23 protein-coding genes are annotated in these 24195 nt (G+C 38.6%); 15 read left to right on the top strand and 8 right to left on the bottom strand.

The genetic code is table 11. The annotated features are described in order from the left end of the window. Positions 1-82: 82 nt before the first annotated feature. From FHK89_RS06275 to FHK89_RS06265, 3 genes are all read left to right on the top strand, one after another. Positions 83-454, top strand: a complete 372-nt coding sequence (locus tag FHK89_RS06275; protein ID WP_230658085.1) for a YbjQ family protein — start codon at positions 83-85, stop codon at positions 452-454. Between the two features lie 237 nt (positions 455-691). Then, positions 692-1183 carry a YbjQ family protein gene (locus FHK89_RS06270; protein ID WP_230658082.1) on the top strand — a complete coding sequence of 164 codons (492 nt, stop codon included), beginning with the start codon at positions 692-694 and terminating at the stop codon, positions 1181-1183. 123 nt (positions 1184-1306) lie between these two features. Continuing rightward, positions 1307-1501 carry a hypothetical protein gene (locus FHK89_RS06265; protein ID WP_230658080.1) on the top strand — a complete coding sequence of 65 codons (195 nt, stop codon included), beginning with the start codon at positions 1307-1309 and terminating at the stop codon, positions 1499-1501. A 58-nt stretch (positions 1502-1559) separates the two neighbouring features. Here FHK89_RS06265 and FHK89_RS06260 read toward each other — a convergent pair whose 3' ends face one another. Both FHK89_RS06260 and FHK89_RS06255 read right to left on the bottom strand, forming a co-directional pair. Beyond that, positions 1560-2240 carry a DUF3226 domain-containing protein gene (locus FHK89_RS06260; protein WP_230658077.1) on the bottom strand — a complete coding sequence of 227 codons (681 nt, stop codon included), beginning with the start codon at positions 2238-2240 and terminating at the stop codon, positions 1560-1562. Next, positions 2240-3301, bottom strand: coding sequence for an AAA family ATPase (locus tag FHK89_RS06255; RefSeq protein ID WP_230658074.1), 1062 nt, complete (start codon positions 3299-3301; stop codon positions 2240-2242). Before FHK89_RS06255 ends, FHK89_RS06260 begins: the two co-directional genes overlap by 1 nt. A gap of 307 nt (positions 3302-3608) precedes the next feature. On the opposite strand from FHK89_RS06255, the gene FHK89_RS06250 reads away from it, so the two are divergent. From FHK89_RS06250 to FHK89_RS06235, 4 genes are all read left to right on the top strand, one after another. Continuing rightward, entirely contained in the window at positions 3609-6554 is a 2946-nt protein-coding gene (locus FHK89_RS06250; protein WP_230658070.1) for a valine--tRNA ligase, read from the top strand. 106 nt (positions 6555-6660) lie between these two features. Further along, positions 6661-8049, top strand: a complete 1389-nt coding sequence (locus tag FHK89_RS06245; protein WP_230658067.1) for an AAA family ATPase — start codon at positions 6661-6663, stop codon at positions 8047-8049. 8 nt (positions 8050-8057) lie between these two features. Further along, a complete protein-coding gene (locus FHK89_RS06240; RefSeq protein WP_230658064.1) occupies positions 8058-8621 on the top strand; it encodes a hypothetical protein in 564 nt (187 codons plus the stop codon). Between the two features lie 315 nt (positions 8622-8936). Then, positions 8937-10937: an SWIM zinc finger family protein gene (locus FHK89_RS06235; RefSeq protein ID WP_230658062.1), complete on the top strand. Its 2001-nt coding sequence runs from the start codon at positions 8937-8939 to the stop codon at positions 10935-10937. A gap of 255 nt (positions 10938-11192) precedes the next feature. Here the strand turns inward: FHK89_RS06235 and FHK89_RS06230 are convergent, their stop codons facing one another. Then, entirely contained in the window at positions 11193-12290 is a 1098-nt protein-coding gene (locus FHK89_RS06230) for a YeiH family protein (RefSeq protein ID WP_230658061.1), read from the bottom strand. Between the two features lie 201 nt (positions 12291-12491). On the opposite strand from FHK89_RS06230, the gene FHK89_RS06225 reads away from it, so the two are divergent. The 3 genes from FHK89_RS06225 (at position 12492) to FHK89_RS06215 (ending at position 15463) form a co-directional block, all read left to right on the top strand. Next, positions 12492-13421 carry a LysR substrate-binding domain-containing protein gene (locus tag FHK89_RS06225; protein ID WP_230658058.1) on the top strand — a complete coding sequence of 310 codons (930 nt, stop codon included), beginning with the start codon at positions 12492-12494 and terminating at the stop codon, positions 13419-13421. A gap of 259 nt (positions 13422-13680) precedes the next feature. After that, a complete protein-coding gene (locus tag FHK89_RS06220; RefSeq protein ID WP_230658055.1) occupies positions 13681-13896 on the top strand; it encodes a cold-shock protein in 216 nt (71 codons plus the stop codon). Between the two features lie 550 nt (positions 13897-14446). After that, positions 14447-15463 (top strand): lysylphosphatidylglycerol synthase domain-containing protein, encoded by a 1017-nt coding sequence (locus tag FHK89_RS06215; protein ID WP_230658052.1) that lies wholly within the window; start codon positions 14447-14449, stop codon positions 15461-15463. Between the two features lie 80 nt (positions 15464-15543). Here FHK89_RS06215 and FHK89_RS06210 read toward each other — a convergent pair whose 3' ends face one another. Next, positions 15544-16275: a YbjN domain-containing protein gene (locus FHK89_RS06210; RefSeq protein WP_230658050.1), complete on the bottom strand. Its 732-nt coding sequence runs from the start codon at positions 16273-16275 to the stop codon at positions 15544-15546. A gap of 373 nt (positions 16276-16648) precedes the next feature. Between FHK89_RS06210 and ccmA the strand changes: the two genes are divergently transcribed. The 5 genes from ccmA to ccmE all read left to right on the top strand — a co-directional run bounded on the left by ccmA (position 16649) and on the right by ccmE (position 20002). Beyond that, the gene (ccmA, locus tag FHK89_RS06205; RefSeq protein ID WP_230658048.1) at positions 16649-17368 is read left to right on the top strand and encodes a heme ABC exporter ATP-binding protein CcmA; all 720 of its coding nucleotides are present in this window, start codon (positions 16649-16651) and stop codon (positions 17366-17368) included. Continuing rightward, on the top strand, positions 17365-18144 hold the full coding sequence (locus FHK89_RS06200) for a heme exporter protein CcmB (protein WP_230658046.1): 780 nt from the start codon (positions 17365-17367) through the stop codon (positions 18142-18144). Before ccmA ends, FHK89_RS06200 begins: the two co-directional genes overlap by 4 nt. A gap of 82 nt (positions 18145-18226) precedes the next feature. After that, positions 18227-19030: a heme ABC transporter permease CcmC gene (ccmC, locus tag FHK89_RS06195; protein ID WP_230658044.1), complete on the top strand. Its 804-nt coding sequence runs from the start codon at positions 18227-18229 to the stop codon at positions 19028-19030. Between the two features lie 62 nt (positions 19031-19092). Beyond that, positions 19093-19314, top strand: a complete 222-nt coding sequence (gene ccmD / locus FHK89_RS06190) for a heme exporter protein CcmD (protein ID WP_230658041.1) — start codon at positions 19093-19095, stop codon at positions 19312-19314. A 160-nt stretch (positions 19315-19474) separates the two neighbouring features. Beyond that, entirely contained in the window at positions 19475-20002 is a 528-nt protein-coding gene (ccmE, locus tag FHK89_RS06185) for a cytochrome c maturation protein CcmE (RefSeq protein ID WP_230658038.1), read from the top strand. A 139-nt stretch (positions 20003-20141) separates the two neighbouring features. Here the strand turns inward: ccmE and FHK89_RS06180 are convergent, their stop codons facing one another. The 4 genes from FHK89_RS06180 to FHK89_RS06165 all read right to left on the bottom strand — a co-directional run bounded on the left by FHK89_RS06180 (position 20142) and on the right by FHK89_RS06165 (position 23881). After that, positions 20142-20993: an aldo/keto reductase gene (locus FHK89_RS06180; RefSeq protein ID WP_230658034.1), complete on the bottom strand. Its 852-nt coding sequence runs from the start codon at positions 20991-20993 to the stop codon at positions 20142-20144. 227 nt (positions 20994-21220) lie between these two features. Next, positions 21221-22171 (bottom strand): MetQ/NlpA family ABC transporter substrate-binding protein, encoded by a 951-nt coding sequence (locus FHK89_RS06175; RefSeq protein ID WP_230658031.1) that lies wholly within the window; start codon positions 22169-22171, stop codon positions 21221-21223. A 228-nt stretch (positions 22172-22399) separates the two neighbouring features. Then, positions 22400-23089, bottom strand: a complete 690-nt coding sequence (locus FHK89_RS06170; RefSeq protein WP_230658028.1) for a methionine ABC transporter permease — start codon at positions 23087-23089, stop codon at positions 22400-22402. A 9-nt stretch (positions 23090-23098) separates the two neighbouring features. After that, positions 23099-23881, bottom strand: coding sequence for a methionine ABC transporter ATP-binding protein (locus FHK89_RS06165; protein WP_230658026.1), 783 nt, complete (start codon positions 23879-23881; stop codon positions 23099-23101). Positions 23882-24195: the final 314 nt, after the last annotated feature.

The following is a 24195-nucleotide window of genomic DNA, read 5'->3' as shown; positions in this document are numbered from 1 at the left end:
TCATCATTAAATACTCTTAAACACCCTTAAATACGGTCTAAACTTGTCAGTTCGCTGCTATCTGCTTTTGCAAGGATATCACATGCAATTATCAAATCTTGAGCATCTGCCCAATCACACCATTACTGAGCGTTTGGATATTGTTTATGGTAGTACTGTGCGCTCTAAACATGTGGGTAAGGATTTGTTTGCCAGTTTCAAAAATCTTGTGGGTGGTGAGTTAGTTGCTTATACTGAATTGCTCGAAGAGTCTCGTCAAGAGGCAATTGAGCGTATGATTGTCAAAGCTCAAGCATTGGGCGCAGATGCCATTGTTGGGGTGCGTTTTTCGACTTCGAGCATTGCTCAAGGTGCCTCTGAGCTATTTGTTTATGGTACAGCGGTTAAAGCCATTGCTAATACACCTGTTACACAGAATAATAACGACTTTGTTAACAATATTGAGGATATTTAATTAGGACTTACGCAGTTTCATAGATTATTAGCGTCTGGTAATCATTTACTCGCTGGCTGTACGTAGTTCCAGAGGCTTCGTAAATAATTCCCAGCCGCTTGATTAAGACAAATATCGTACGTTTGCGTAAGTCCTATTAATAATATTTTAGGAATTTAATCCCCATCATACAAATAAATAATAATTCAACCATCAGTACCATAAACATCAAATCACGAGCAACTTAGAGGCAAAATAATGAGGCAGTGGTGGGTCGATCTGATTATTAATTATGCCCCTTTTTTAATATTGATTACAGTGGGTTGGTTTTTTGGTCGTCGCCATGAACGCCAACATTGGCAAGAGTTAGAACAATCTGAAAAAACACTCGGTCATATCATCATTTCTAACGAACGCTTTTATAAACCTGAGCTGGCGTATGGCAGTGAAGGAGAGTTAGTTATTGGTAGCGTTGTGATTGCACAGGATTATTTTAAAATGGTGGTTGCTAAGATTTTAAATTTCTTTGGTAAAAACCTCACCACTTATGAAAGCCTGCTGGATAGAGCCAGACGTGAAGCCATTGTACGTATGAAACAACAAGCGCAATATCAAGGCTATAACCAAATTTATGGTGTGCGTTTAGAAGTCACTAATATCAATCAGCTTGGTAGTATGGTTGAAGCCATCGCTTATGGTACAGCCGTTTATACAGTGAATAATCCTAAAGTGCCACCACCTTTACCATAAAATGGTATAAAGCTTATATTCTTCCTATCATCAAACTGTCAAATCCTAAGTTTATCCTAAACTTATAAAAATAAAACGGTTTTAACCGTCCTTTTTTCTATTGTCGCTGATATTGAGAATCTTATGATTATTCTAAAAATCATCGCAGGGTTGATGCTTATTTACTTTGTTGTGAAATTATTTATGTGGCTTAATGAGGGCACAATTGATGTTGACCTTGATAGCGATATTGGTGAGTCAAGTGGTGGATTTTTTGATAGTTTTTTTGGTGGTGATGGAGGTGACGGCGGGGGCGGAGATGGTGGTGGTGGGGATTAAAATCTAATAAAGTCCGTTAATTTACTGTCTAAAATTGACACCGCTAACATAAAATCTTTTATTTAAAAGTAGCCATAATCCAATGTTTAAAATTTTGATAACTTTTTGAGTCTTTATCTAACAAGCCAGATTTAGGCGATAAACAATAGCCAAAATCTTGTCTTGGTTTTGGTTGTATCGCAAGCCATGTATAGACTTTTGCCTTTGATATGACGTTATGCTTAAAATGATTATCATCAAAGCTTGCAATAAAATTTTCTACTTTTTTAAAATGGCTGGCTTGTGTATCTTTTATACAGTGCTCAATCCATGTTTCTAAATAACCCTCATCATCATTATTTGGCATTAACCAAACACCGATGGGATTATCAAAGTCAGGGTTTGCAAAAAATAAACCTTGCTCATCAGTAGTTTGTTGAGAAAATGTAAAGCCATGTTTATTTAACGCTTGTGATAATTGGTCAATATTTTGCTGTTTTTTCGATTGGTTAGAACTGTCCTGATAATCCATATCAATCAAAATACCAATACAATCATAACGTCCATCATTAAGCTGTTTAATGACTGTTGCTAACGAATGCAAAACGGCTTGTTTGGAAGTATGACGAATGTTGCTATCAATCTCTGGCGCAGTGGCTATTTGAATGTCGACGCTAATGTCTAATTTTTCATGATGTAAAAATTCTTGAATAAAATTTTTATCAGACTCGCCTTCGACAATAAGTAGATTATTAGCCATTAGCGAACCTCAATGTTATCTTTAGTGAGGTTGTATAGCTCGTCTTCATTAAATTCTGTAGCGATAATTTTGCCGTTGTCTGATTTGCGTACACTACGCCCCATACGAAATAACACCCCTTCTAGGTCTTCTCTCTCTTTGGCAACTTTAGCAAAGCTTTCAATGCAATCCCAACTATGGGTAGTGGCAAATACTTGAATGTTATAGCGTTTAGCAAGCTCAAAGATTAATCTCCAAACCTCTGGTTGTACGCTGTAATGCAAGCCATTTTCAAACTCATCAATCAGCAAAAACCCATCACGAGCTTTTAATACTTTTAAGATGATTTGTAATAAGCGGAAAATACCATCACCCATGCTATGTAGTGGTGTTCTTTCTTTGACATTTGCTAATCTAACATAGGGGGTTCTTTGTTTGTTTTGAGTTAAAAAGGCTAAATCTAAAATTTTAGGCTCAATAATTCTTAGCATTTGTAACGCTAAGTCTTCTGCCTCAGTGAGGATAATATCTTCCCATTCATTCGCCAGATCTTCAATATTAATAGAATGGGTATCAATATAAGAAAAATTAAAAATATTTTTATAATTTAAAATACTAGTTGAAGTGCCAAGTGAATTTTTTAAATGAGGAATTTGTATACTACTGAAAATCTTATAATCATCAATATAGTAATAATAAACCCCATCAACTTTTTCACCATGTACAAAAAAGCTACCATCATTTTCAAAGCCAATATAATAATTGTTTTGTTTACTACCAATAAGCACCTTGAATTTTGTACTGAAGTTAATGTTTTTATTAACCAAACTGCTTAGTGATAAAGAAAAGTCTTGTAATTTATTTTTTTTAGTAAGAAGTGTATGTCTGCCAATCTCTCTATTATTAGTTAGTCTTTGTAAAGTCTCAGGTTCAAACCCACTCGCTAACAACGCCAATGCCTCAAGTACGGTGCTTTTACCCGAATTATTTTTACCCACGATTAAATTAACGTGTCCTAATTTTTTGACTTCAATGTCTTCAAGGATACGAAAGTTTTGGATTTTTAGCGATTCAAGGTGCATATCACCACCAGTTATAAGCAATTACAAGAATTTAATATAAGAAGCTATAAGCGTGTATTTATATCGTTTTATAGGTTTACATTGATAGAGTAACTCATTGTAAAGACAAACTACTCTACTTTCTAGCGTATCTGCGTTAAAATCGTCTTATCCTTTAATTTTATTAATCCCTTAAAATTTAGCGTCAAAGAAGACTAAAAGGGTTACAAGGCAACCGAGCGAAGGTTTACACATCGTACTGCGAGCGAGGTTAACACCGTAACCATTTAGTAGCTCTTTGATGGCAACCAACGATAAGACACTAATTATGAGTAATCAAGCCCTTACCCAATCTATCCAACAAGCCCTAAGCCAGTTAGAACATGCCTACAACCCCAGCGAAGTTGAAAATGGTATGTATCAAAATTGGGAATCCAACGGCTATTTTCAGCCCAGCTATGATAGCGAGCAATCCTTTTCTATCGCCTTACCACCACCAAACGTCACAGGTAGCTTACACATGGGGCATGGCTTTAACAATGCCATCATGGACGCATTGACCCGCTATCATCGTATGCTTGGTGATAATACCCTTTGGCAACCCGGCACTGACCATGCAGGCATTGCCACGCAAATGGTGGTCGAACGCCGACTTAACGCCGAAGGTATCAAACGCACTGACCTAAGCCGTGATGATTTTATTAACAAAGTTTGGGAATGGAAAGAAGAATCAGGCGGAAACATCACCCGACAAATTCGCCGTTTGGGGTCATCGGTTGATTGGTCACGTGAACGCTTTACCATGGACGAAGGTTTATCCAATGCGGTAAAAGAAGTATTTGTTCGCCTTTATGAAGATGGTTTGATTTATCGTGGTAAACGTTTGGTAAACTGGGATCCAAAATTTCAAACCGCCTTATCTGACCTAGAAGTTGAAAACCACGATGAAAAAGGCTCATTGTGGTATGTGCGTTATTATTTCACCGATAAAGAAGTGACTACTCTAGAGGGTAATAACTACTTGGTAGTTGCTACCACTCGTCCAGAAACCTTGCTTGGTGATACTGCTGTTGCTGTCAATCCTAATGACGAGCGTTACGCTCATTTGGTCGGTAAAACCATCACTTTACCAATTACAGGACGTATTGTACCGATTGTCGCTGATGATTATGTCGAAAGTGACTTTGGAACAGGTTGTGTCAAAATCACCCCTGCCCATGACTTTAACGACTATGAAATGGGCAAACGCCACGAATTGCCACTGATTAATATCCTTGACGCTTATGGCAATATCTTGGCAGAAATGGAAGTATATCCTGACTTACAAACTCGTGAACCTACTTTAGAAGCTACGCCGACCGACCATACAGGCAAACCTTATGCAGGTGTGGAACGCTTTGAGGCACGTAAGCAACTGATTGAGCAAGCCAAAGCCGAAGGTTGGTTAGACAAAATCGAAGATTATGCCCTAAAAGCCCCACGTGGCGACCGCAGTGGCGTGATTGTTGAGCCGTGGCTGACCGACCAGTGGTATGTAGCGGTTGAAGAATTGGCAAAACCTGCCATTGACGCTGTCGAAAATGGTGATATTGAATTTGTACCTGCCCAATATAAAAATATGTATATGTCATGGATGACTGACCTACAAGACTGGTGTATCAGCCGTCAGCTATGGTGGGGACACCGCATTCCTGCATGGTACGATGAGGAAGGCAAGGTGTATGTTGCTCGTGATGAGGCGGAAGTTCGCCAAAAATACCAACTTGCCGATGATATCAGCCTACGCCAAGATGATGACGTGCTGGATACTTGGTTTAGCTCGGGATTATGGACATTTAGTACTCTTGGTTGGGCGGACGAAAATGACGACAAACGGGTATTAGAAACCTTTCACCCAACCAGCGTGTTGGTAACGGGCTTTGATATCATATTTTTCTGGGTTGCCCGTATGATTATGCTGACCATGCACTTTATCAAGGATAAAGACGGCAAACCGCAAGTACCGTTTAAAACCGTTTATGTGCATGGCTTGGTGCGTGATGGTAATGGACAAAAAATGTCTAAATCCAAAGGTAACGTCCTTGACCCCATCGATATCATTGATGGCATTGGCCTTGAGGCGTTGGTCGAAAAACGCACCAGTAACATGATGAACCCCAAAGACGCCGACAAAATCGCCAAACAAACCCGCAAAGAATTCCCCGATGGTATCCCTGCTTATGGTACAGACGCTCTGCGTTTTACTTTCTGCTCGCTTGCCAGTACAGGACGGGACATTAACTTTGACCTGAAACGAGTTGAAGGCTACCGTAATTTCTGTAATAAAATCTGGAATGCCAGCCGTTTTGTATTGATGAATTGCGTCGATAAAGAGGGTAATGCCCAAACCATCGACCAAACCGCCAATGCTGACGTTTGGGAATTGCCTGAAAAATGGATTATCAGCCGTCTAAACTCAACCATTGCCAATATTCACAAACACTTTGCCCAATATCGCCTAGATATGGTCAGCCAAGATATTTATGAATTTATCTGGAATGAATATTGCGACTGGTATGTCGAGCTTGCCAAAGCCAGCCTCAATGATGACTCGGTAAGTGAGGAACGCAAAGCTCAAATCCGTTATGTATTGCTACATGTATTAGAAACGGCATTGCGATTTGCTCACCCAATCATGCCATTTTTGACTGAGCAAATCTGGCAAACCATCGCCCCATTACTGAATGCCAAAACCTGCGAAAGCATTGTGACTGCCCCATTCCCACAAGTTAATGAAGGGCAGATTAGCCCACAAGTTGAAGCGGATATGGCATGGCTACAAGAGCTGATTGCTGGCGTGCGTAACATTCGTGGGGAGATGAAACTGGGTAATGCCATTCGTCTGCCTGTGTTGCTACAAAATATCAGCAGTGAGCAAAGCGAAAGCTTAAACCGTATTGAAAACCAATTTAAAGCCCTAGCAAAAGTGGATAGCTTAACCATTGTTGCTGAAGGGGAGGACGTACCACTTTCATCATCAAGCATGGTTGGGCAGTTGCGGATTTTGGTACCGATGAAAGGCTTAATTGACCCCACTGCTGAACTTGCTCGTTTGGGTAAAGCCCAAGAAAAACTGCAAAAACAAGCCGATGGTATCAGCCGTAAATTGGCAAATGAAAGCTTTACTAGCAAAGCCCCTACTGAGGTAGTCCAAGCCGAGCGTGATAAATTGGCAGAGCTTGAAGGACAGCTTAAAGTAATGAGTGAGCAAATGGAGGAGTTAAGGGGGTTGTAGGCTAGATATTTATTATTGAATCCCTTTATATTATATCTAAGTTTGTAATTATAGGATATATTAACTCTTTATTAAATACATTTATCGTAATAATTTAAGGAATGTTATGAAATTTTCACTTAGAAATATTAGACCTTTAAATAAAGGTGATATAGAACTAAATAAGCTTACCATTCTATGTGGTGAAAATAATACAGGTAAAACTTATATTACTAATACTATTTATTCTTTCTTAGGTACCTGGGAAGAACATATACAATGGAAAATACCTGGGCTGGTAATAGATGACTTACATAAGAATGGTGCTATAAAAGTAGATTTAAATGAATTAATCATTAGTAATATATCAGATATTAGAGAAAGTATATCTAGTGGGTTTGCAGAAAAGTTATCAGAATATTTAGCATGTTCAGATAATATCCTGGAAAATATGAAGTTTGACTTTGATTTTGATATGAGTGAAGAATGGATCAAAAGAGATTTTAAGTCAGGCATAAGAAACTCTATAGATGGTGAGTTTTTAACAGTCAAGAAAGTAAAAAATTCCCATCATGCGGAAATTCTTTTAAAGAAAACCTCTGATAGAAATTTTCCTGAATTTTTATTACAAGATATATTAACAAAGATTTTAGTTCAATGCGTAATTACTGATATACCAAGAACTTTTATTGCAAGTGCCGAAAGAACAGGTGCAGCTATATTTAAGAATGAATTGAACTTCAGAAGAAATCAACTTATAAACTATCTTGGTGAAATGAGTTCAAGTAATTCAACGAGAATAGATCCTTTTGAACTTGTATCTAAGTTTAAAGGGAATTATGCATATAGTGTAGAACGAAATGTTGATTTTATTTCAGATTTAAATGCGATAGAAAGTAAGGGGGAAAGTGAATTTATCAAAGAAAATAATTTCTTAATAAAAGATTTTATAAAAATTTCAGGAGGACAGTATAAGTCCTCTGAAAATGGTGCTATATATTTTTACCCTGAAAATACTGATGAAGGTATTGAGTTAAAAATGGGAGAGTCTTCCAGTACGGTTAGGGCTCTGATGCTAATTTGGTATTGGCTAAATTATATCGCACAAAAGGATTCTCTTTTGATCATAGATGAGCCTGAGTTGAATTTACATCCTGCTAACCAACGTAAATTTGCTAGATTTTTGGTTAATTTAGTTAATTCAGGTGTTAAAGTATTTATAACCACTCATAGTGATTATATTATTCGTGAAATAAATACATTAATCTTAATGAGTAATTTGTCTGATAATACAAAATTAATAAAAGAGAAATATGGTTATAGGAATGATGAGCAACTAAAGATTGATGATGTAAGTATTTATATAGCAGAAAAATCTAAAACAACAGAATATAATAATATTAACTTAGAAAAAATTGATGTAACTATGGATGAGGGGATAGTTATTAGAAGTTTTGATGAGGAAATTAAAAAACTTAATCAGATTCAAGATGGACTAATGTTTGGTTTTGACTAGGAGTTACTATGAAAAACTTAGATAATATAAATTATTTATTAAATATAATCGATGAAAAGTTTCTTTATGAAATAGTTAATAATGATGATATTTCTTTTGTAGAAAGAGCTAAAGATGCAAAGCTTAAAAGAATTAAACTAAGAGGATTTAATAATTGTGTTCCAATAAATCAAGATAAGTTCACTCTTTCTCCTAAGGGAAAACTTTTTAAAATTAATGGTTATAATAAAACATGTGATGGGGTTTTCTTTTCTATTATAGATGATAAACCTATAATATTAGTTTTTGACGTTAAGTCTTCAAGAAATAATGAGAGTGATCATATTTTAAAGATGAAGTCTGGGAATAATTTTGTAAATTATATTAAAAGCACTTTAAATATATTTTGGGGTAAAGATTTTTCCGATTTTAAATGTTATTTCTGTATATTTTATCCAGAAATTAGCCCAAAAAGAGGAACATCACTTGAAGTAGATATTAGTACTGATCCTAATAATCCAAGTTATATTGCTGTAGAAAATGATGCAGTTATTAGTGCTAGAAAGATATTAGGGTTAAGACGTAATTTTTAAAATCAAAATATTTACTAAATAAATTTATTTAAAATAAATAAAATTCATGCTTTTAAACCTTATTTGGTCGTTGATGGTTCGGTATGGATATAATATATTAAATAATTTAATGAGTATTTTTTTAGATTATAGTAAATATTTTGCCTACTGAAAAATGAACTGACCAATAATACAGATATTAGAAAAATCTCATCAAATAACACACGTCAGCTTGGCTTTATGCAAGGTGAAATGAGCATGCCTGATGATATTAATTGGGGTGATGAGCAAGTAAAACAGTTATTCAACTCATAAAATTATAAACAGGGAGATACCATGCCCAAACTCTCCACCTTTGAATCCCACTTTGAACCGCAAATTATCGAGCGGGGCAAACGCTATTTTAAAGACAATCAAGTCAAACGTCTGATTCAACAGTCACAATGCTCACAACAGTCTTCACAACAATCACCCAACAAACAACTTTGGACAGCTACCGTTAAAGGCACCCAAAACTATCGTACTCAAATTACCCTAACCGTATTGGCAAATGGCGATTGTGACATTGAGCGTATGGGTTGCACCTGTCCATATGAATTGAGCTGTAAACATGTGGTTGCCACATTGTTAGCCTTACGTCAATTGCCCGCAAGTACATGGCAAATAGATAAAAAAGCCAGCAATGAAGGCAAAATATTTGATGAAAACCTAACAGAGCAACCACACTCTCTTTATTTAAAAATGCTATCTGCTGAGCAGTTGCAAGCCTTTATTCAGCATTGTTTTGGACGCTATCCTGAATTATCCGATGAGTTGATATTATGGACACATCAACATACTGATATTGATAAGCAACTTCAGGAAGCTATTAATAAAAAGCAAAATAATGACGCAAATAAAACAGGCACAAATAGTAATTTCGACAGCAATGAACAAAATGACATACTCACTAATAGCCAAGTGATGCAAAGTATTCACCGCCGACTTAATAGCTTATTAGATTTTGGCGATTCCGATTATGAATACTGGTATGAGCTTGATATTGATGAGCAAATATTTGAGTTGGAGGAATTATTTAATCAGTTTGCAGGTCAGCCACACTATCAAATTGAGGTGTTAACTTATTGGTTAAATTATTTTATTGATTGCGATGAAGAGTTTCCCGCCAAACAAGACGGTTTAGACATAGGATTTAGCAAATTGGGTGAAGTGTTATTTGCCCAACAGGATTATTTTCCACAATGGGGACTAAAATTTGCTAATTATAGAATACAAATATCGCCTGCATTACTGACAAACTTTCAGAAAGTATTAGATATTTGGTATGGCAGTACCAATGGTAAGCGTTATGATATTGCCAATGAGCCTATCGGACGGCTGTGGTTGGATATAAAGATTGCTCAGCAAGAGTGGGCAGCAGTACAAATTGAATTGGATAAAAAGATTGCACAATTAAAAAAACGCAATGACAGTTATCTTGAATATAAATTAGAGGAATTATTAGCCTTAAAAGTGGCAGTGCTACAACATAGTGGAGAAAAGACACAAGCCAATAGCATTATTGATGAAAATGAGAGTTTGCCGCAGCTACGGCAATTAAAAATTCAGCAAGCCATTGATGATAATAATATTGATAAAGCCATTGAATTATTAAAGCAAGGTATTAAAGAGGCTCAAGATAAAAATGAGCGAGATATATTGGACAAATGGCTGAAGCAATTAATGATGCTTGCATATCAGCATAATCGACCAAAACTTATCCAAGAATATGGCTATCAGTTGATATTTCATAATAACCGTCTGGATATTGATAACTATCAATTTTGGCAAGACAGCTTTTCTGCCAAGGATTGGCAACAAGAAATTGCCATTAAACAAAATTTGCTATTGGCAGAAGTAACCAAGCAAAAAGAAGATATCCATAGTGCCATTGCAAGGGATACGAAAAATTGTATCGGTGCAAATATAGGCGGGGTTAATAGTAACTTAGCCAGATTAGCTGTTTTGTATGACCATGAACAGCAAGACAGCGACTTGTTAAACTTACTCAAAAAATATCCACAACAAAATTTATTAGACCAATACTGTGAAAAACTGGCAAGCCTCGATAGCGACTGGTTGATTAATCATTATCGACAGTATTGGCAACAGCAAGTTGAAAAGGTGGACGGACGTAAAGAATATAATGCCCTTGCCCAGCATATTAGGCAAATCGCTAAACGTGTGCCAAAAGGTAAAGTAAACTGGCAAAAGATGGTGTATGCGTGGCAACAACGATTTAGCCAGCAGCCCAGAAAGCCTGCGTTGTTAGACGAGCTGGGTAAGATTGATTGGTAAGCTTCAAATCATAATATCATTTTGATTAATGACTCTATGAACCTATCAAGACAAATGAGTACTACCAAGTGAAATTATAGTCGGCTCAATACAAAACTGTTACGTCGTCAAACTCGCTCGCAGTACTACTTGCACACCTTTGCTCGTTTTCCTCGTAACAGTATTATCTTGAATTGACTATACTAAAAAAAGTACTATAAATAGTAGGCTCAGCGAGTTTGAAAAAGATAGGTTATTTTAGCAAATTGGTATAAGCTACCAAAGCTGGCTGACCAAGACATTAATCATACCACCACCAATAATCAACCAGCCAAACATAATAGCACCTAATAATAAAGGTCTGATACCAGCGTGTTTAATGGCACTCATATGAGTGGTTAATCCCAGCGCAAACATCGCCATAGTCAGCAATATATTATCTATTGTAATCATAGCAGAGATGAATGATTCAGGAGCAGCAAATAGGGTATGTAATATGACCACAACAATAAAAATAAACGCAAACCAAGGTACTTTGACATGGGTCAAGCGATTTAACAAAGTATGGGTTGATTTTGTTGTGGCTTGATTATCTGCTTTGGGGGTCAATACAAAAGATAGTACCAATAAAAAGGGGGCAAGCATCATCACTCGTATCATTTTGGTGACCACCGCTGTATTGCCCACATCAGTATTAATGGCATTACCTGCGACTACTACTTGCGCCACCTCATGGATACTAGAGCCAGTATAAATACCATATTGCTGAGGATTTAGCCATTGCAGTAGCCAGCCTGTGTGATATAGCACAGGATATAAAATCATCGCTAATGTGCCAAACACCACCACCGTTGCCACTGCAATGGTGACTTTATGCGATTCAGCTTCGATAACAGGCTCAGCAGCTATCACTGCCGCTGCCCCACAAATACTTGCCCCTGAGCCAATAAGCAAGGTGGTTTTACGGTCAACTTTAAGCAAATAAACGCCCAGCCAATAAGTTAACAAAAAGGTCGAAATCAAAACCAGCGCATCACAAATAATGGCAGGCATACCCACACTTGCCACTTGCGTCAGGGTCAACTTAAAACCATAAAAAATAATGGCAAGACGTAATATTTGTCCTTTAGCAAAGCTGACCCCTTCGTGCAAACGAGGCGCAAGCCGAGGGTATAGGCTATTACCCAAAATCATACCGATAACAATGGCAAGTGTTAACGCACTTAGCCCAAGTAAATGCCCATCTGTCCACTCTTGTAGAGCATTATTTAACCACATACTAAACAAACTACCTATCAGCACCACAGTTAGCCCTAAAAGCTGTTGGCGACGGGGTAGATACTCGTCAAGATAATGTAAGATTGAAGATAGCATGGTGGTATATTCCTATAAACTATAACAATGTGCGTATAACGTATAAGTAGTATACAGCGTTAACTTATATTTAAATAACAGATTAATAAGATACAATCTATCGATTTATTTGATAGACTAAGGATAAGAGCCGTTTGGCAGTTTTAGCGTGAACAAAGTAAAGTTAAGTCATTAATTACTTAAGCCATTAAGGACAGATGAGTGACTCTTCCCAAAATTACCCTTAAGCAGATGGCGGTATTTGCCAGTGTCTATGAGACAGGCAGCACCAGTGAAGCCAGCGCAGTGCTGCATTTATCACAATCAGCGGTGAGTAGTGCGTTGGCAGCTTTTGAGAGCAGGCTAGATATGCCGTTATTTGAGCGAGTGGGGCGACGACTAGAGCCACACCCGTATAGCAAGCAGATTTATATTCAGGTGCAAGCGGTATTGCGGCAAGCTTTGAGTATTGAGCATTATCGGCAACATCAGGCAGGGCAGATTCGCATTGGAGCGAGTACCACCATTGGCAACTATGTATTGCCTGATATCATTGCCAATATGTATCAGCAGCTACCTGCTGCTGCTATTGAGCTGCACATTGCCAATACTCGGGAAGTGGTTGCGGAGGCAGAGCAGCTAAGAGTAGATATTGCCTTGGTGGAAGCCACACCGCACCCGAATAATTTTAAAGTGATGCAGCAACAGCGGTGGCGCACGGATACCTTGGTGGTATTTGCCTGCCGCGACAGTCGTTGGTTAGCTAATTTTGCCTTAACTGCGATAAAAGATGATACTGGGCTGGTTAGACAGTGTTATCAGCTCACCACCACTGAGCTTGCTAAATTGCCCCTAATTGTCAGAGAAACAGGCTCGGGTACTCGCCAAAGTATTGATGAGAAGTTATTGCAGTATTTGCCCAATGTGCAGGTAATTATGGAGATTGCCCAGTCTGAAGCGATTAAGCGTATGGTAAGGACAGATATTGGTTTGGGCTGTTTATCACAGCATATCATTGATGAAGAGCTGGCAAATGGTGAGCTGGTTAGGGTAGAAGTAGCAGGGCTAGATTTGTCGCGGCAATGGTGGATGGTATGGCATACAGCCTGTCATCAAAGCGAGCTGTGGCAACAGTTTATGGCACAAATATAAGTGGCTGTTAGTAGATGACTTGTCGCTATTATTGAGTCTAATAAAACACTAAAAAAACTTTTTTTAAAATAAAGCTTGCCAAAGCCGATTAACCTGCTATACTTGGCGCCTGCTTAAGAGAAGTTCTGCACCAAATCATTACCTCGTAGTATTAGTCATAATCCTCCGTTTTAAGATTTACCGTTCAGTTGCTATTCCCAAGCGTTATCGACCAGCATAATGTTATGCGGTCATCATGTTTTAAAATTAGGATTATATTATGTCAAATACAGAAACTCAAAAAGGTACAGTAAAGTGGTTTAACGAAGCAAAAGGCTTTGGTTTTATCGCTCCAGAAAATGGCGCAGACGTATTCGCTCATTATAGCGAAATTGCTAGCTCAGGTTTCAAAACCTTAGCTGAAGGTCAAGAAGTTGAGTTCACTGTAACTCAAGGTCAAAAAGGCCCACAAGCACATAACATTACTGCTCTATAATTAATGCCCTAGCATTTTATAGAAGTTGTTAAAAAACGAGCCAATTGGCTCGTTTTTTTTGGCTTAATTTTTTGTTATTTGTATTAGTTACGCCACTCTCAACTTATAAGACCCCCTCGTAACCTCCCCCTTAAAAAGGGGGAGGAACTGGTTTTTAAGTCCTCCCCTTACTTCAAGGGGAGGGTTTGGGAGGGGTCATATATGATTTTATAAAATAAAGTTGAGAGTGGGGTATTAGTTGCACAGTTTGTTATTGTTTACTATGACATGTATTTTAGACTTATTTTGATGGTTTTGTAGGCGATATGCTATAGTCAGCATAGATAAAATATCTATATGATGATAACCAATAAAATGGCTATGTTGACATCTATTATTATATCAATTTTCACACAAATTGCTCACAACAGTGTCTCAGAATATCAACAAATACTGTTATCATAGAGGGCTAATCAGATTGCTGTTGTATGGTAAATGATGAATATAAGAGCAGAGCAATTGATGTCTATTTTTACGGCTGTGTTAAACCATTAATGACAAAGATGTGAGTATGTCGCAAAAAACTCGTAAGATTCTGTGGCGTGGTACTGTACTTTTACTAACGGTAGTGATATTCGTACTGGCGATAAAAGCATTGTATGGATTGACACAGACCATTAGTATGCAAGAGATATGGAACGCCATTGACCAGATATCTAATATTAATATTGTGATGGCTGTTCTTGTGGTCGCATTTGGCTATTTGATATTAACCCTATATGACACCATCGCCTTAAAACACATGGGCTGTCAGTTGCCATTTCACAAAGTTGCATTGACCTCGTTTACTGCTTACGCCATTGGTCATACGGTTGGGCTTGCTGTATTATCAGCCTCAGGGGTGCGTTATCGTATGTATCGTGCACACGGTATTGAGGCAGAATACATCGCCAATGTGGTGTGGTTGGTATCGATGGCATTTACCTTTGGCATATCTACGCTAGTATCACTATCATTGGCATTCAATCCTGAAGCAACAGTGACTATGATATCTCAGCTTAATGCTCAGCTAACGGATGTCTCCGCTAGCATACCAGATATGATGCTAAATGTCGGGGTGATTCGTGGTGTTGGACTGGCTATGTTGGTGCTTATTATGACCATCATTGCTTGGTCGGGTCGTACTGGGCGGCATGTGAAAATCAAAGGCTGGCGATTTGATTTACCACCTGCAACCATGCTCATTCAGCAAATTATCATCTCTATTATTGATCTTGCTAGTGTGGCTTTTGTTTTATACTTATTACTACCACATGCTGCTGGTATTGATTTTCTAACCGTTTTTTCTGCTTTTATTCAGTCGATGATATTAGCCATATTAAGTCATGTTCCTGGTGGATTGGGGGTATTTGAGGTGACCATGATCGCATCATTACCTCAGGTAGATAAGCCTTATTTATTAGCGGTTTTATTATTATTTCGGATTTTATATTATATTTTGCCATTTTTATTGGCAGTACTATTTTTTATTATGCATGAGATATGGCTACATACAAAAAATAATAAGTCACAAAACAATAATTCATAAGTCATGATTAATAAAGGCATATCAATATCTCACTAATATCCAAGCTTGAGTTAGTGTTGCAATCGGCTGGTGACGTATAGTTATTGGATACTCTCAGTGGCGACAAAGTAAGTATGCGTATGGTTTGCTTCTTGTATTTGTGTCAGTAATTCTTCTAAGCTAGTTTGAGTTCCTTTGCCTTGATGTAGGTCATAAAATAGTTGATAAATGACATGGGTCATGGCAGTCACACTTTGGGTAAGGTAGTCAAGTATGCTGTCATCTAGCTTAATACATTCAGTATCAATGGCATTTTTAAAACGTACCTCTCCATCACGTAAGTCTATCTCAATATTGCCTATCATGAGGTCATAATTGATTTGCGTTGCCAGTGCTACCCCTGCTGAAATTTGTGCTGGTGATAGTGAAAATGGTAAAACACCATAGACAGACAATAGTTTATTGTCTTCATTGATACGAAACAGATAGCCCCATTCCATATCATCGCTTTGCATACCTAGTGATAAATGATGCACAGAACTTTTGCTACTGTTTTTGGGTGGAAAATGAGTAAATTTCCAGTCTTTGGCGGTTAAATATGCGGCAATACGATCAGTAATCGGCTGCGATGACTCTTTAGCGCTATGTTTAGATAGTGTATATTTGCTATCTTTTTTAGCAAAATCATTGTTTATGCTGGTGTGGGTATTATTGATGTCAGATGTTTTTTCATGCTTTTGTTGCATGCTGGTGGGTTCACTATCTTCTGAATGATTTGGTTGAGATTTTAATTTGCCCAGTTTACGTTTTATTTTTTGCCAAATAGTCGTCATAGTTTTCAACTTTTTTTAGTTAGTTCTGTTTAGTTAAGATGGTGTGCGACTTAATGAGTTGCCATTGTTGTTATGGGTGTTAAAATTTTAGGTATGATGTATGTCTGTGGTGCTGATTTAATGAGGTTTACTTTTTTAGTATGTGTAACCTTTTAATATATAGTCACTGCTACTAATTTTAAATGCCTTATGGTAGTTTTTTTGTGGTTTAAGGCAGTATAGATAGTGTAAAACCATATTTATTAATTAAGAATTAAAATATTTTTAATAAATTAAGTTGCAAATAATTTAAATAGCTTTTGTTGTAGTAGTTGCTAGGTTAATCAATCAAAATGGTATCATGATGAGCATAACTGATTTTGGATAGAGTGCAATGAATTCTTCAGTGGTTGGTGTGGCAAGTTTGGAGCAAGATACGGTTAATAGTCACACTGTTAGTACCATGCCTGTGATATTAAGTCTTAGTGATGTCACTGTGCAGCGTGGTGATTTTACTTTGTGTATGGGTGTTGATTTATCGTTGCAAGCAGGACAGATTTGCCATTTAGTTGGAGCAAATGGGGCAGGTAAGACGACACTGTTGATGCAGCTTGCAGGTTTGTTACCAATTTTGCAAGGACAAGTACATTATTTGGGACAAGATAGTTTGCCCATTCAGCCAATCTATGTCACGCATCAGTTGGGTATTCATCCACATTTGAGCGTTGCTCAAAACCTTAATTTTCTGCTTAATCTATATGGTATTAAAGCAACCACCGCACAGTTAGCAGCAGCATTAGAGTGGGTAGGATTGTCAGGCTTTGAGTCAATGAGCAGTGGTCAGCTTTCGGCAGGACAAACCCGCCGTGTGACCTTAGCAAGATTGTATCTGATGCAGGTGCAGCACACGCCACTGTGGCTATTAGATGAGCCATTTACTGCCCTTGATGTGGCAATGGTAGCGCAGCTAGAGCAGCGTTTGCAAGAATTTGTGCAATCAGGTGGAGCGGTATTGATGACCAGCCACCAGCGTGTCAGTATAGCCACCCAATGTCTTGATTTGTCTGATTATCTTTATGATGTAGACTTAGATGATAGCGATATAAATTTATGATTAATGATGCCTCATCTTCTCAATCTTCTACTATTCAACCAATTGAGCAACCCAAAGCTCAAGCCATAGAGGGTATAAATAAGCAAAAATACCAGCCGTCCGAAGCCAGTATTGGTTTTTTGGCATTATGGCGGCGTGAGTGGCAAGTCAAGCAGCAAGGAGCAGTACAGTGGTTATATCCATTGGTATTGTTTTTGATTATTATCACGTTGTTTCCTTTGGCAGTGGGTAGTGAGCCACAGCTATTACAGCGGCTCGGCGTGTCTGCTGTCTGGATTGCCGCGTTATTGTCATTGGTCATGGGTGTGGAAGGTTTGTTTAAACCTGCGTTTGAGAATGGTACGTTGGCACAGCTTATCGTAGCAAAAGCATCACTGCCTACTTGGGTGCTGGTACGGCTGGCAATACATTGGTTATTTAGTAGTGGATTGGTGGCAATATTAAGTTGGTTGGCGATTGGCTTGTTTGGTTTATCTTGGGGAGAGACTGCCATGTTGTCTTTGTCCATTATTGTTGGCAGTCCGATGTTGCTGATGCTTTCTGCCATTGCTAGTAGCTTGACCTTATCGCTAAAAAATGGCGCGGTGTTGGTGCCTTTGATTGCACTGCCGATGCAATTGCCTGTGTTAATTTTTGCGACGGGTGCGGTGGACTTATTTAGTACAGGACTCAATGCACTGCCTATCTTAGCTTTGTTGGCTGCTGGCAGTATTATCGCAGTTATCGTCACCCCATGGGTCATTAGTGTGACTTTAAAGATGGCATGGCTTAATTAAACTGTTTTTTTTGCTATAATATGGCAGCAAAAATCTGTTTTATGGTTTTTAACTCATCTCTGGCTTTTAAGGTTAACCCCCCATGCCGCATGTGCCACACGCCAAAAATACTGAGACACCCATCAAAGAAACCAGTTTTTTACAACGCCTATGGCAAGGTTTTTTGACCACTGTGGGTACTCGTGAGTTTTTCCGGATTTTTTCTCCTTGGGTTAAGTGGCTTGCTGCAATATCAGCCATATTTTTGCTTATCGGCAGTGTTTGGGGATTGGCATTTGCCCCCCCTGACTATTTGCAAGGTAATAGCTACCGTATCATCTTTATCCATGTTCCTACTGCAAGTCTAGCCCTGTCTATTTATATGGCAATGGCTGTGCTTGGGGTTATCTTTTTGGTTTGGCGTATTAAGACTGCCAATCTGGTGGCACAAGCATTAGCACCCATTGGCTTTTTGTTATGCGTATTAAGTTTAATAACCGGCTCTATATGGGCAAAACCCACATGGGGCACGTTTTGGGTATGGGATGCACGTTTGACGTCAATGCTGATTTTGGCATTTTTATATGCTGGTGTGATGGCATTGTTTGTTGCCTTTGACTCTTCTTCTAATAGAGGTAAAGCCGCTGCCATCTTATCTATTGTGGGTGCAGTGAATTTACCGATTATCAAATATTCAGTAAATTGGTGGAATACCTTGCACCAAGGCTCAACATTTACGTTGACTGAAGCACCAAAGATGTCAGCAGATATGTGGATGCCCTTACTAATGATGATGCTTGGTTGCTATTTATTGGTAGCAGCTTTGGCAATTTATCGAACCAATACGTTGATTTTACAGCGTGACCAAAACAAAGCTTGGGTTAAAGAATATTTGCGCAATCATTAGCCATTAACCAGTTGTTAATTAGCCACCATTTTTTACTATGATTCTCTTTAGAGGTGTCATCAATGCAGCCATATTTTTATACCTTGCAAGAGTTTTTGGCAATGGGCAAACATGGTATTTATGTTTGGAGCTGTTGGGGATTAACCGTTGCAGTGATTGTTGCCTTTATTTTGTATAGTCGCCAGCAACGCCAGCGCACGTTAAAGCAGTTGCGTATTCAGCAAGCTCGCAAACAACATACCCGCAATCAAGTGAAGCGTCCAAAGACCTCTGTGTCAAAATAATAAATACTTATGATGATGTCCATCATCATAAGTAAGCTGTCATAAATTCAAGATAAAACAGAGCTTGGGTAAGTTGCTTGAAAGGCATTTATAGCATACCCATATAGTTTTTATGGTTTTATTGCATGCAATCTATACTCATCAAATTTAAGGTCATATCATGAATGCTGTTCGCCGCAAAAAGCTCATTTGGGTGCTTGCCACACTTGCAGGAGCGATAATCGCTGTTATATTAGTTATATACGCCATTGGTCAGCAGACGGACTTTTATTATGATCCAACGGCAATTGCTGCTGGAGAAGCACCACAAGATAAACGTATTCGTGCAGGTGGCATGGTGGTCGAGGGTAGTGTTAAACGTGACCCAAATAATGAGATTAATGTGCAATTTGAAATTACCGATTTTAATGCGACGGTGCCTGTGGTATATCAAGGCATTTTACCAGATCTATTTGCCGAAAACTCAGGGGTGGTTGCTACTGGTAAGATGCAGGGTAATACTTTTATTGCCAGTGAAGTATTGGCAAAACATGATGAAAACTATATGCCCCCTGAAGTCGCCGCTTCACTGAAAAAAGATCATATCGAGCGAGGTGTCTCACCTGATTCAGAACAATTTAGTCCCGCCATTCCTGTGGCTCAAGAAACGCAGCAAGGCAATCGTGTAACCACAACATTAGAGCAATAGTAAGATATGAATTTGAATTGTTAACAGGTATTTTTATAACAATTTTTTGCATAAAGTTTTATTATTGAAAAAGCCAAGCACTGTTATGCTTGGCTTTTTCATTTTTATTGTGCTGTCTCTTAAGATAATGCCATCAATTTTAATCATCCCAATTAGGTGTATAGTCAGGGTGTTTTACCTTACGACCACTAGCTTTGGCAAGGGCATTAATTTGCTCAATATCTTGTTTGTCTAAGGTGATATTAATAGCATCTAAATTGCCTTGTAAATGGTCAGGATTGCTGGTTTTAGGAATGGCTATGCGCTGTTTATCTGATAATATCCATGCCAATGATACTTGTGCAGGGGTGATGTTATGTTTTTCGGCAATTTGCTTGATGGTGGCATTATCAAACACATCACCACGAGCAAGAGGGGAGTATGCCACTAATGGGATATGGTGATTGTTCATAAAGCTTTGTAGTGTGTGCTGCTTAATAAATGGGTGAAACTCAACCTGATTGACAGCAATGGGTACATCTGCATATTTTTGTGCGGCTAATAAATGTTGGATAGTAAAGTTTGATACCCCAATATGGCGAGTCAAGCCTTGTTTTTGTAGCGCGCACAGCGCAGGTATGGTTTCAGATAACGGAACACGGTCATCTGGCCAATGCAGTAGTAGTAAATCCACGTAGTCTGTGTCTAGATTTTCTAGCGAACGCTGGGCAGCTTTTTTAAGTTTTTCTGGTTGAAACTTAAGATCATCAGGAAAGATTTTGGTGGTCAAAAAGAATTTATCTCGGGCGATTCCAGATTGCTTGATACCTTGACCGACTTGGATTTCATTGTCATACGCTTGTGCCGTATCAATGTGCTCATAGCCCATTTGTAGAGCTTGGCTGACCACATCAATACAATCTTGTCCAGTGGATTGCCATGTTCCCAACCCCAAAGCAGGAATATTAGCATCGTCGACTGTGCGGATATGATAGCTTTTATGTAAGTTCATATTTGTCACCTTTTGTTTTTATAAATGAATGTCTATTTATAATACTCATACTATAGGAGTATTATAAAAAATTTAAAAGTAACAATGACATATGCTCACATAGCGTCCACATAATGTAACTTATACTACTTCTAGCACTTCGCAAAAAACCCAGCAACACTTTGTTTATATAAACAAAATATTGCTGGGTTTTGTTGGATTTTAGCAGTTTGACAACTTAGCTGTTTTTATTGAGCCGCATCATTTGGTTGCTCGCCCCAGATTTTAGGATATTTATAGCCTGGGAAAGTTTTGTGTGCATATTGCTTAAATGACTCAGAGTTATAAGCATTGGTCACATCTTGTACCCAAGGCTGATCTTTATCGGCAGTTTTCACCGCAGACCAGTTCACATAAGCAAAGCTGGGTTCTTGGAATAATGCTTCGATTAGCTTAATGCCAGCATCAGTCGCATAGTTCCCATTGATAATAGCAAAGTCCACTTCATCACGAGCACGAGGAAGCTGAGCTGCTTCTAGCTCAACAATATTAATGTCGTATTTGCTGTTGTCAGCGATATCAGACTTAGAGGCTTTTAGTGGATCGATATCATCTTTTAGAGTAATCCAGCCAAGCTCATTCATCATGACTAATGCACGTGCAAAGTTACTTGGGTCATTAGGTGCAGAAACGCTCATACCTTTGTAAGCTTGATCCAAGGCAGTTTTCTTCCCAGAATAGATGCCTAGTGGAGCAGTGGGTACTTGGAAAACTTCAACCAAATCAAGTCCATTTTCTTCTTTAAAAGTATCTAAATAAGGTTTGTGTTGAAAGACATTGATATCCAAATCCCCTTCAGCAAGGGCTTGGTTTGGTCGGACATAGTCAGTAAATGTTACTAACTTCACTTGATAGCCTTGCGCTTCTAGCTCCTGCTGCACTTGGTCACGTACCATGTCAGCAAAATCACCTTCAGTCGTTCCAATAACGATGGTTTCTTTATTAGGATCTGACTTAGTAGTGGCGGTTGCTTGAGTATTATTGTCTTCTGCTTGTGTGGCTGAAGTATTCGTTGTGTCTGTTGACTCTGTAGTCGCTTCAGGTGTGCTTGAGTTATTACAGCCAACCAATAACAGTCCACTAAATCCTGCAAGAGCAAGTGTTGATGCTAATTTTTGACCAATTGTAGTGCTTTTCATAAAGCGAATTTCCTTAATTAACAAATATATAGTAGTTATAGATGACAACTAGGCGGCTTCGACTAGACGATGAGATACAACTAATAACTACAGATTTAGAAAAAATAAAAGCTTGCTACTCTAGCACAGCTATCAAAGCGGTGTTAGTAAATTTATTCTTTGTTACGTTTTTTATCCCTGCTTATTAGATTAAACACTATCTGGAGAATATTCAGACAAAATAAGCAGTTATCGTTTATCTAATTTATTTGCCAATATATTACCAAAGGCTTGGATAGCGATGACCATGATAGACAACATGATCACGATAAAAATCATCACTTCCGTCTGATAACGATAATAGCCATAACGGATAGCCAAATCCCCCAGTCCGCCACCACCAATCATACCTGCTGCTGCTGAATAAGACAGTAAACTGATACATAAGATAGTAACAGACAGTACCAACCCTGAACGTGCTTCATTGAGCAGCACTTTAATAATGGTAAAAGGGGTTGCTCCCATAGATTCCGTTGCCTCAATAATACCCCGTGGTACTTCTCGTAGATTTTGCTCAACCAAGCGAGCAAAATAAAATGAGCCAGCAATGGCAAGTACTAATGAAGCGGCAATAGGACCAATACCTGTACCCACAATCGCCTTAGTCATCGGACTCATTGCAATCATTAAAATCACAAAGGGGAAAGCGCGCATAAAATTGGTAAAACCACCAATAATGGCATAAAGGGGTTTGTTTTGTAGTAATTGCCGATCACTTGATAAAAACAAGAATATACCAAAGACCCCACCGATTAATATGGCGACAGTGGTTGATATGCCGAGCATAATAAAGGTATCAACGGTCGCTTTCCAGATCTCTTTGTGCATACCCCATAAGTTGGTGATAGCAGAGTCTAAGGTTAAAGGAGAGTTTGCCATAATATTTCCTTAGTCTTCGAGTACCAGACCCTGACCAATTGGGGTGGTGGCATGAATGGTATCACTATGAATATCAGCAACTTCGAGCAGTTCACCTTGGTGTAACAATGCCACTCGATGACACAAACGGCGTATGACGCTCATCTCATGAGTGACGATAACGATGGTGACGCCCAATTTTTCATTGATGTCACGTAGGCAGGTTAATAAACTGCGGGTGGTGGCTGGATCTAATGCACTGGTAGGCTCATCAGCAAGCAAAACCTTAGGGTTTGGTGCGATTGCCCGAGCAATACCCACACGCTGCTTTTGTCCCCCTGACAACTGTGCAGGATAGTGTCTGGCACGATCAGCTAAGTCTACAATATCTAAACAGGCTTGTACCCGCTCGTTGATTTGAGAGGCAGGATAGCCCGATACTTTGAGATTAAAAGCGACGTTATCAAAGACGGTACGATTTGCCATCAAATTAAACTGTTGAAAAATCATGCCAATATTATGGCGGGCAACTCGTAACTGACTGGCAGATAAGGCAGTTAAATCTTCACCATCGATAATCACTTGTCCACTATCAGGGCGTTCTAACAGATTGATAAGACGTAGTAGAGTTGATTTTCCTGCACCTGAATAGCCCATTAAACCAAAGATTTCACCTTGACGTATACTCAAGGAAGTTGGCTGTACAGCAGTAAACCAAGTGGCGTTTGTCGCGTCTTTTTTTCTACTGTTCTTTTTAGTGGTGTCACTTTGAAAGCGTTTGGTGACTTCTTTTAATATAATCATATCGCTCATAGTAATACTCATCTAAATGCTGTCACGCAGTAGGAAATAGGGGCAGGTGAAACAAAGCGTCATAATATAGCATAGCTGGAAACTTTTAGATATGTTGAGCTGGCATGATATCATTCCTACAGTGAATAAGTAGGCGTATTTTAACTCCAATTTGGGATATAGTCTGCCTACTATAAATCCACCACGGTGTTAACCTCGCTAGATGGGTGTACTATCTGCACTCGGTTGCCTTGTGGTGAAATTATATTAGATTGACTATAAGTATACGCTACTCTCAACTTATAAGACCCCCTCCTAACCTCCCCCTTACTACG

The organism is Psychrobacter sp. I-STPA10 (genome assembly GCF_021012795.1).
GTDB lineage: Bacteria > Pseudomonadota > Gammaproteobacteria > Pseudomonadales > Moraxellaceae > Psychrobacter.
This window is presented reverse-complemented; position numbering and strand designations above follow the sequence as displayed.

Excerpts from the sequence above, each read along its gene's own strand:
- FHK89_RS06165 (WP_230658026.1), bottom strand. The coding sequence starts at position 23,881 with ATGAGCGATATGATTATATTAAAAGAAGTCACCAAACGCTTTCAAAGT.
- FHK89_RS06200 (WP_230658046.1), top strand. The coding sequence starts at position 17,365 with ATGATTAATGATGCCTCATCTTCTCAATCTTCTACTATTCAACCAATT.
- FHK89_RS06270 (WP_230658082.1), top strand. The coding sequence starts at position 692 with ATGAGGCAGTGGTGGGTCGATCTGATTATTAATTATGCCCCTTTTTTA.
- FHK89_RS06240 (WP_230658064.1), top strand. The coding sequence starts at position 8,058 with ATGAAAAACTTAGATAATATAAATTATTTATTAAATATAATCGATGAA.
- FHK89_RS06180 (WP_230658034.1), bottom strand. The coding sequence starts at position 20,993 with ATGAACTTACATAAAAGCTATCATATCCGCACAGTCGACGATGCTAAT.
- ccmE (WP_230658038.1), top strand. The coding sequence starts at position 19,475 with ATGAATGCTGTTCGCCGCAAAAAGCTCATTTGGGTGCTTGCCACACTT.
- FHK89_RS06170 (WP_230658028.1), bottom strand. The coding sequence starts at position 23,089 with ATGGCAAACTCTCCTTTAACCTTAGACTCTGCTATCACCAACTTATGG.
- FHK89_RS06250 (WP_230658070.1), top strand. The coding sequence starts at position 3,609 with ATGAGTAATCAAGCCCTTACCCAATCTATCCAACAAGCCCTAAGCCAG.
- FHK89_RS06260 (WP_230658077.1), bottom strand. The coding sequence starts at position 2,240 with ATGGCTAATAATCTACTTATTGTCGAAGGCGAGTCTGATAAAAATTTT.
- FHK89_RS06175 (WP_230658031.1), bottom strand. The coding sequence starts at position 22,171 with ATGAAAAGCACTACAATTGGTCAAAAATTAGCATCAACACTTGCTCTT.
- FHK89_RS06245 (WP_230658067.1), top strand. The coding sequence starts at position 6,661 with ATGAAATTTTCACTTAGAAATATTAGACCTTTAAATAAAGGTGATATA.
- ccmC (WP_230658044.1), top strand. The coding sequence starts at position 18,227 with ATGCCGCATGTGCCACACGCCAAAAATACTGAGACACCCATCAAAGAA.
- FHK89_RS06215 (WP_230658052.1), top strand. The coding sequence starts at position 14,447 with ATGTCGCAAAAAACTCGTAAGATTCTGTGGCGTGGTACTGTACTTTTA.
- FHK89_RS06265 (WP_230658080.1), top strand. The coding sequence starts at position 1,307 with ATGATTATTCTAAAAATCATCGCAGGGTTGATGCTTATTTACTTTGTT.
- ccmA (WP_230658048.1), top strand. The coding sequence starts at position 16,649 with ATGAATTCTTCAGTGGTTGGTGTGGCAAGTTTGGAGCAAGATACGGTT.
- ccmD (WP_230658041.1), top strand. The coding sequence starts at position 19,093 with ATGCAGCCATATTTTTATACCTTGCAAGAGTTTTTGGCAATGGGCAAA.
- FHK89_RS06230 (WP_230658061.1), bottom strand. The coding sequence starts at position 12,290 with ATGCTATCTTCAATCTTACATTATCTTGACGAGTATCTACCCCGTCGC.
- FHK89_RS06220 (WP_230658055.1), top strand. The coding sequence starts at position 13,681 with ATGTCAAATACAGAAACTCAAAAAGGTACAGTAAAGTGGTTTAACGAA.
- FHK89_RS06275 (WP_230658085.1), top strand. The coding sequence starts at position 83 with ATGCAATTATCAAATCTTGAGCATCTGCCCAATCACACCATTACTGAG.
- FHK89_RS06255 (WP_230658074.1), bottom strand. The coding sequence starts at position 3,301 with ATGCACCTTGAATCGCTAAAAATCCAAAACTTTCGTATCCTTGAAGAC.
- FHK89_RS06210 (WP_230658050.1), bottom strand. The coding sequence starts at position 16,275 with ATGACGACTATTTGGCAAAAAATAAAACGTAAACTGGGCAAATTAAAA.
- FHK89_RS06235 (WP_230658062.1), top strand. The coding sequence starts at position 8,937 with ATGCCCAAACTCTCCACCTTTGAATCCCACTTTGAACCGCAAATTATC.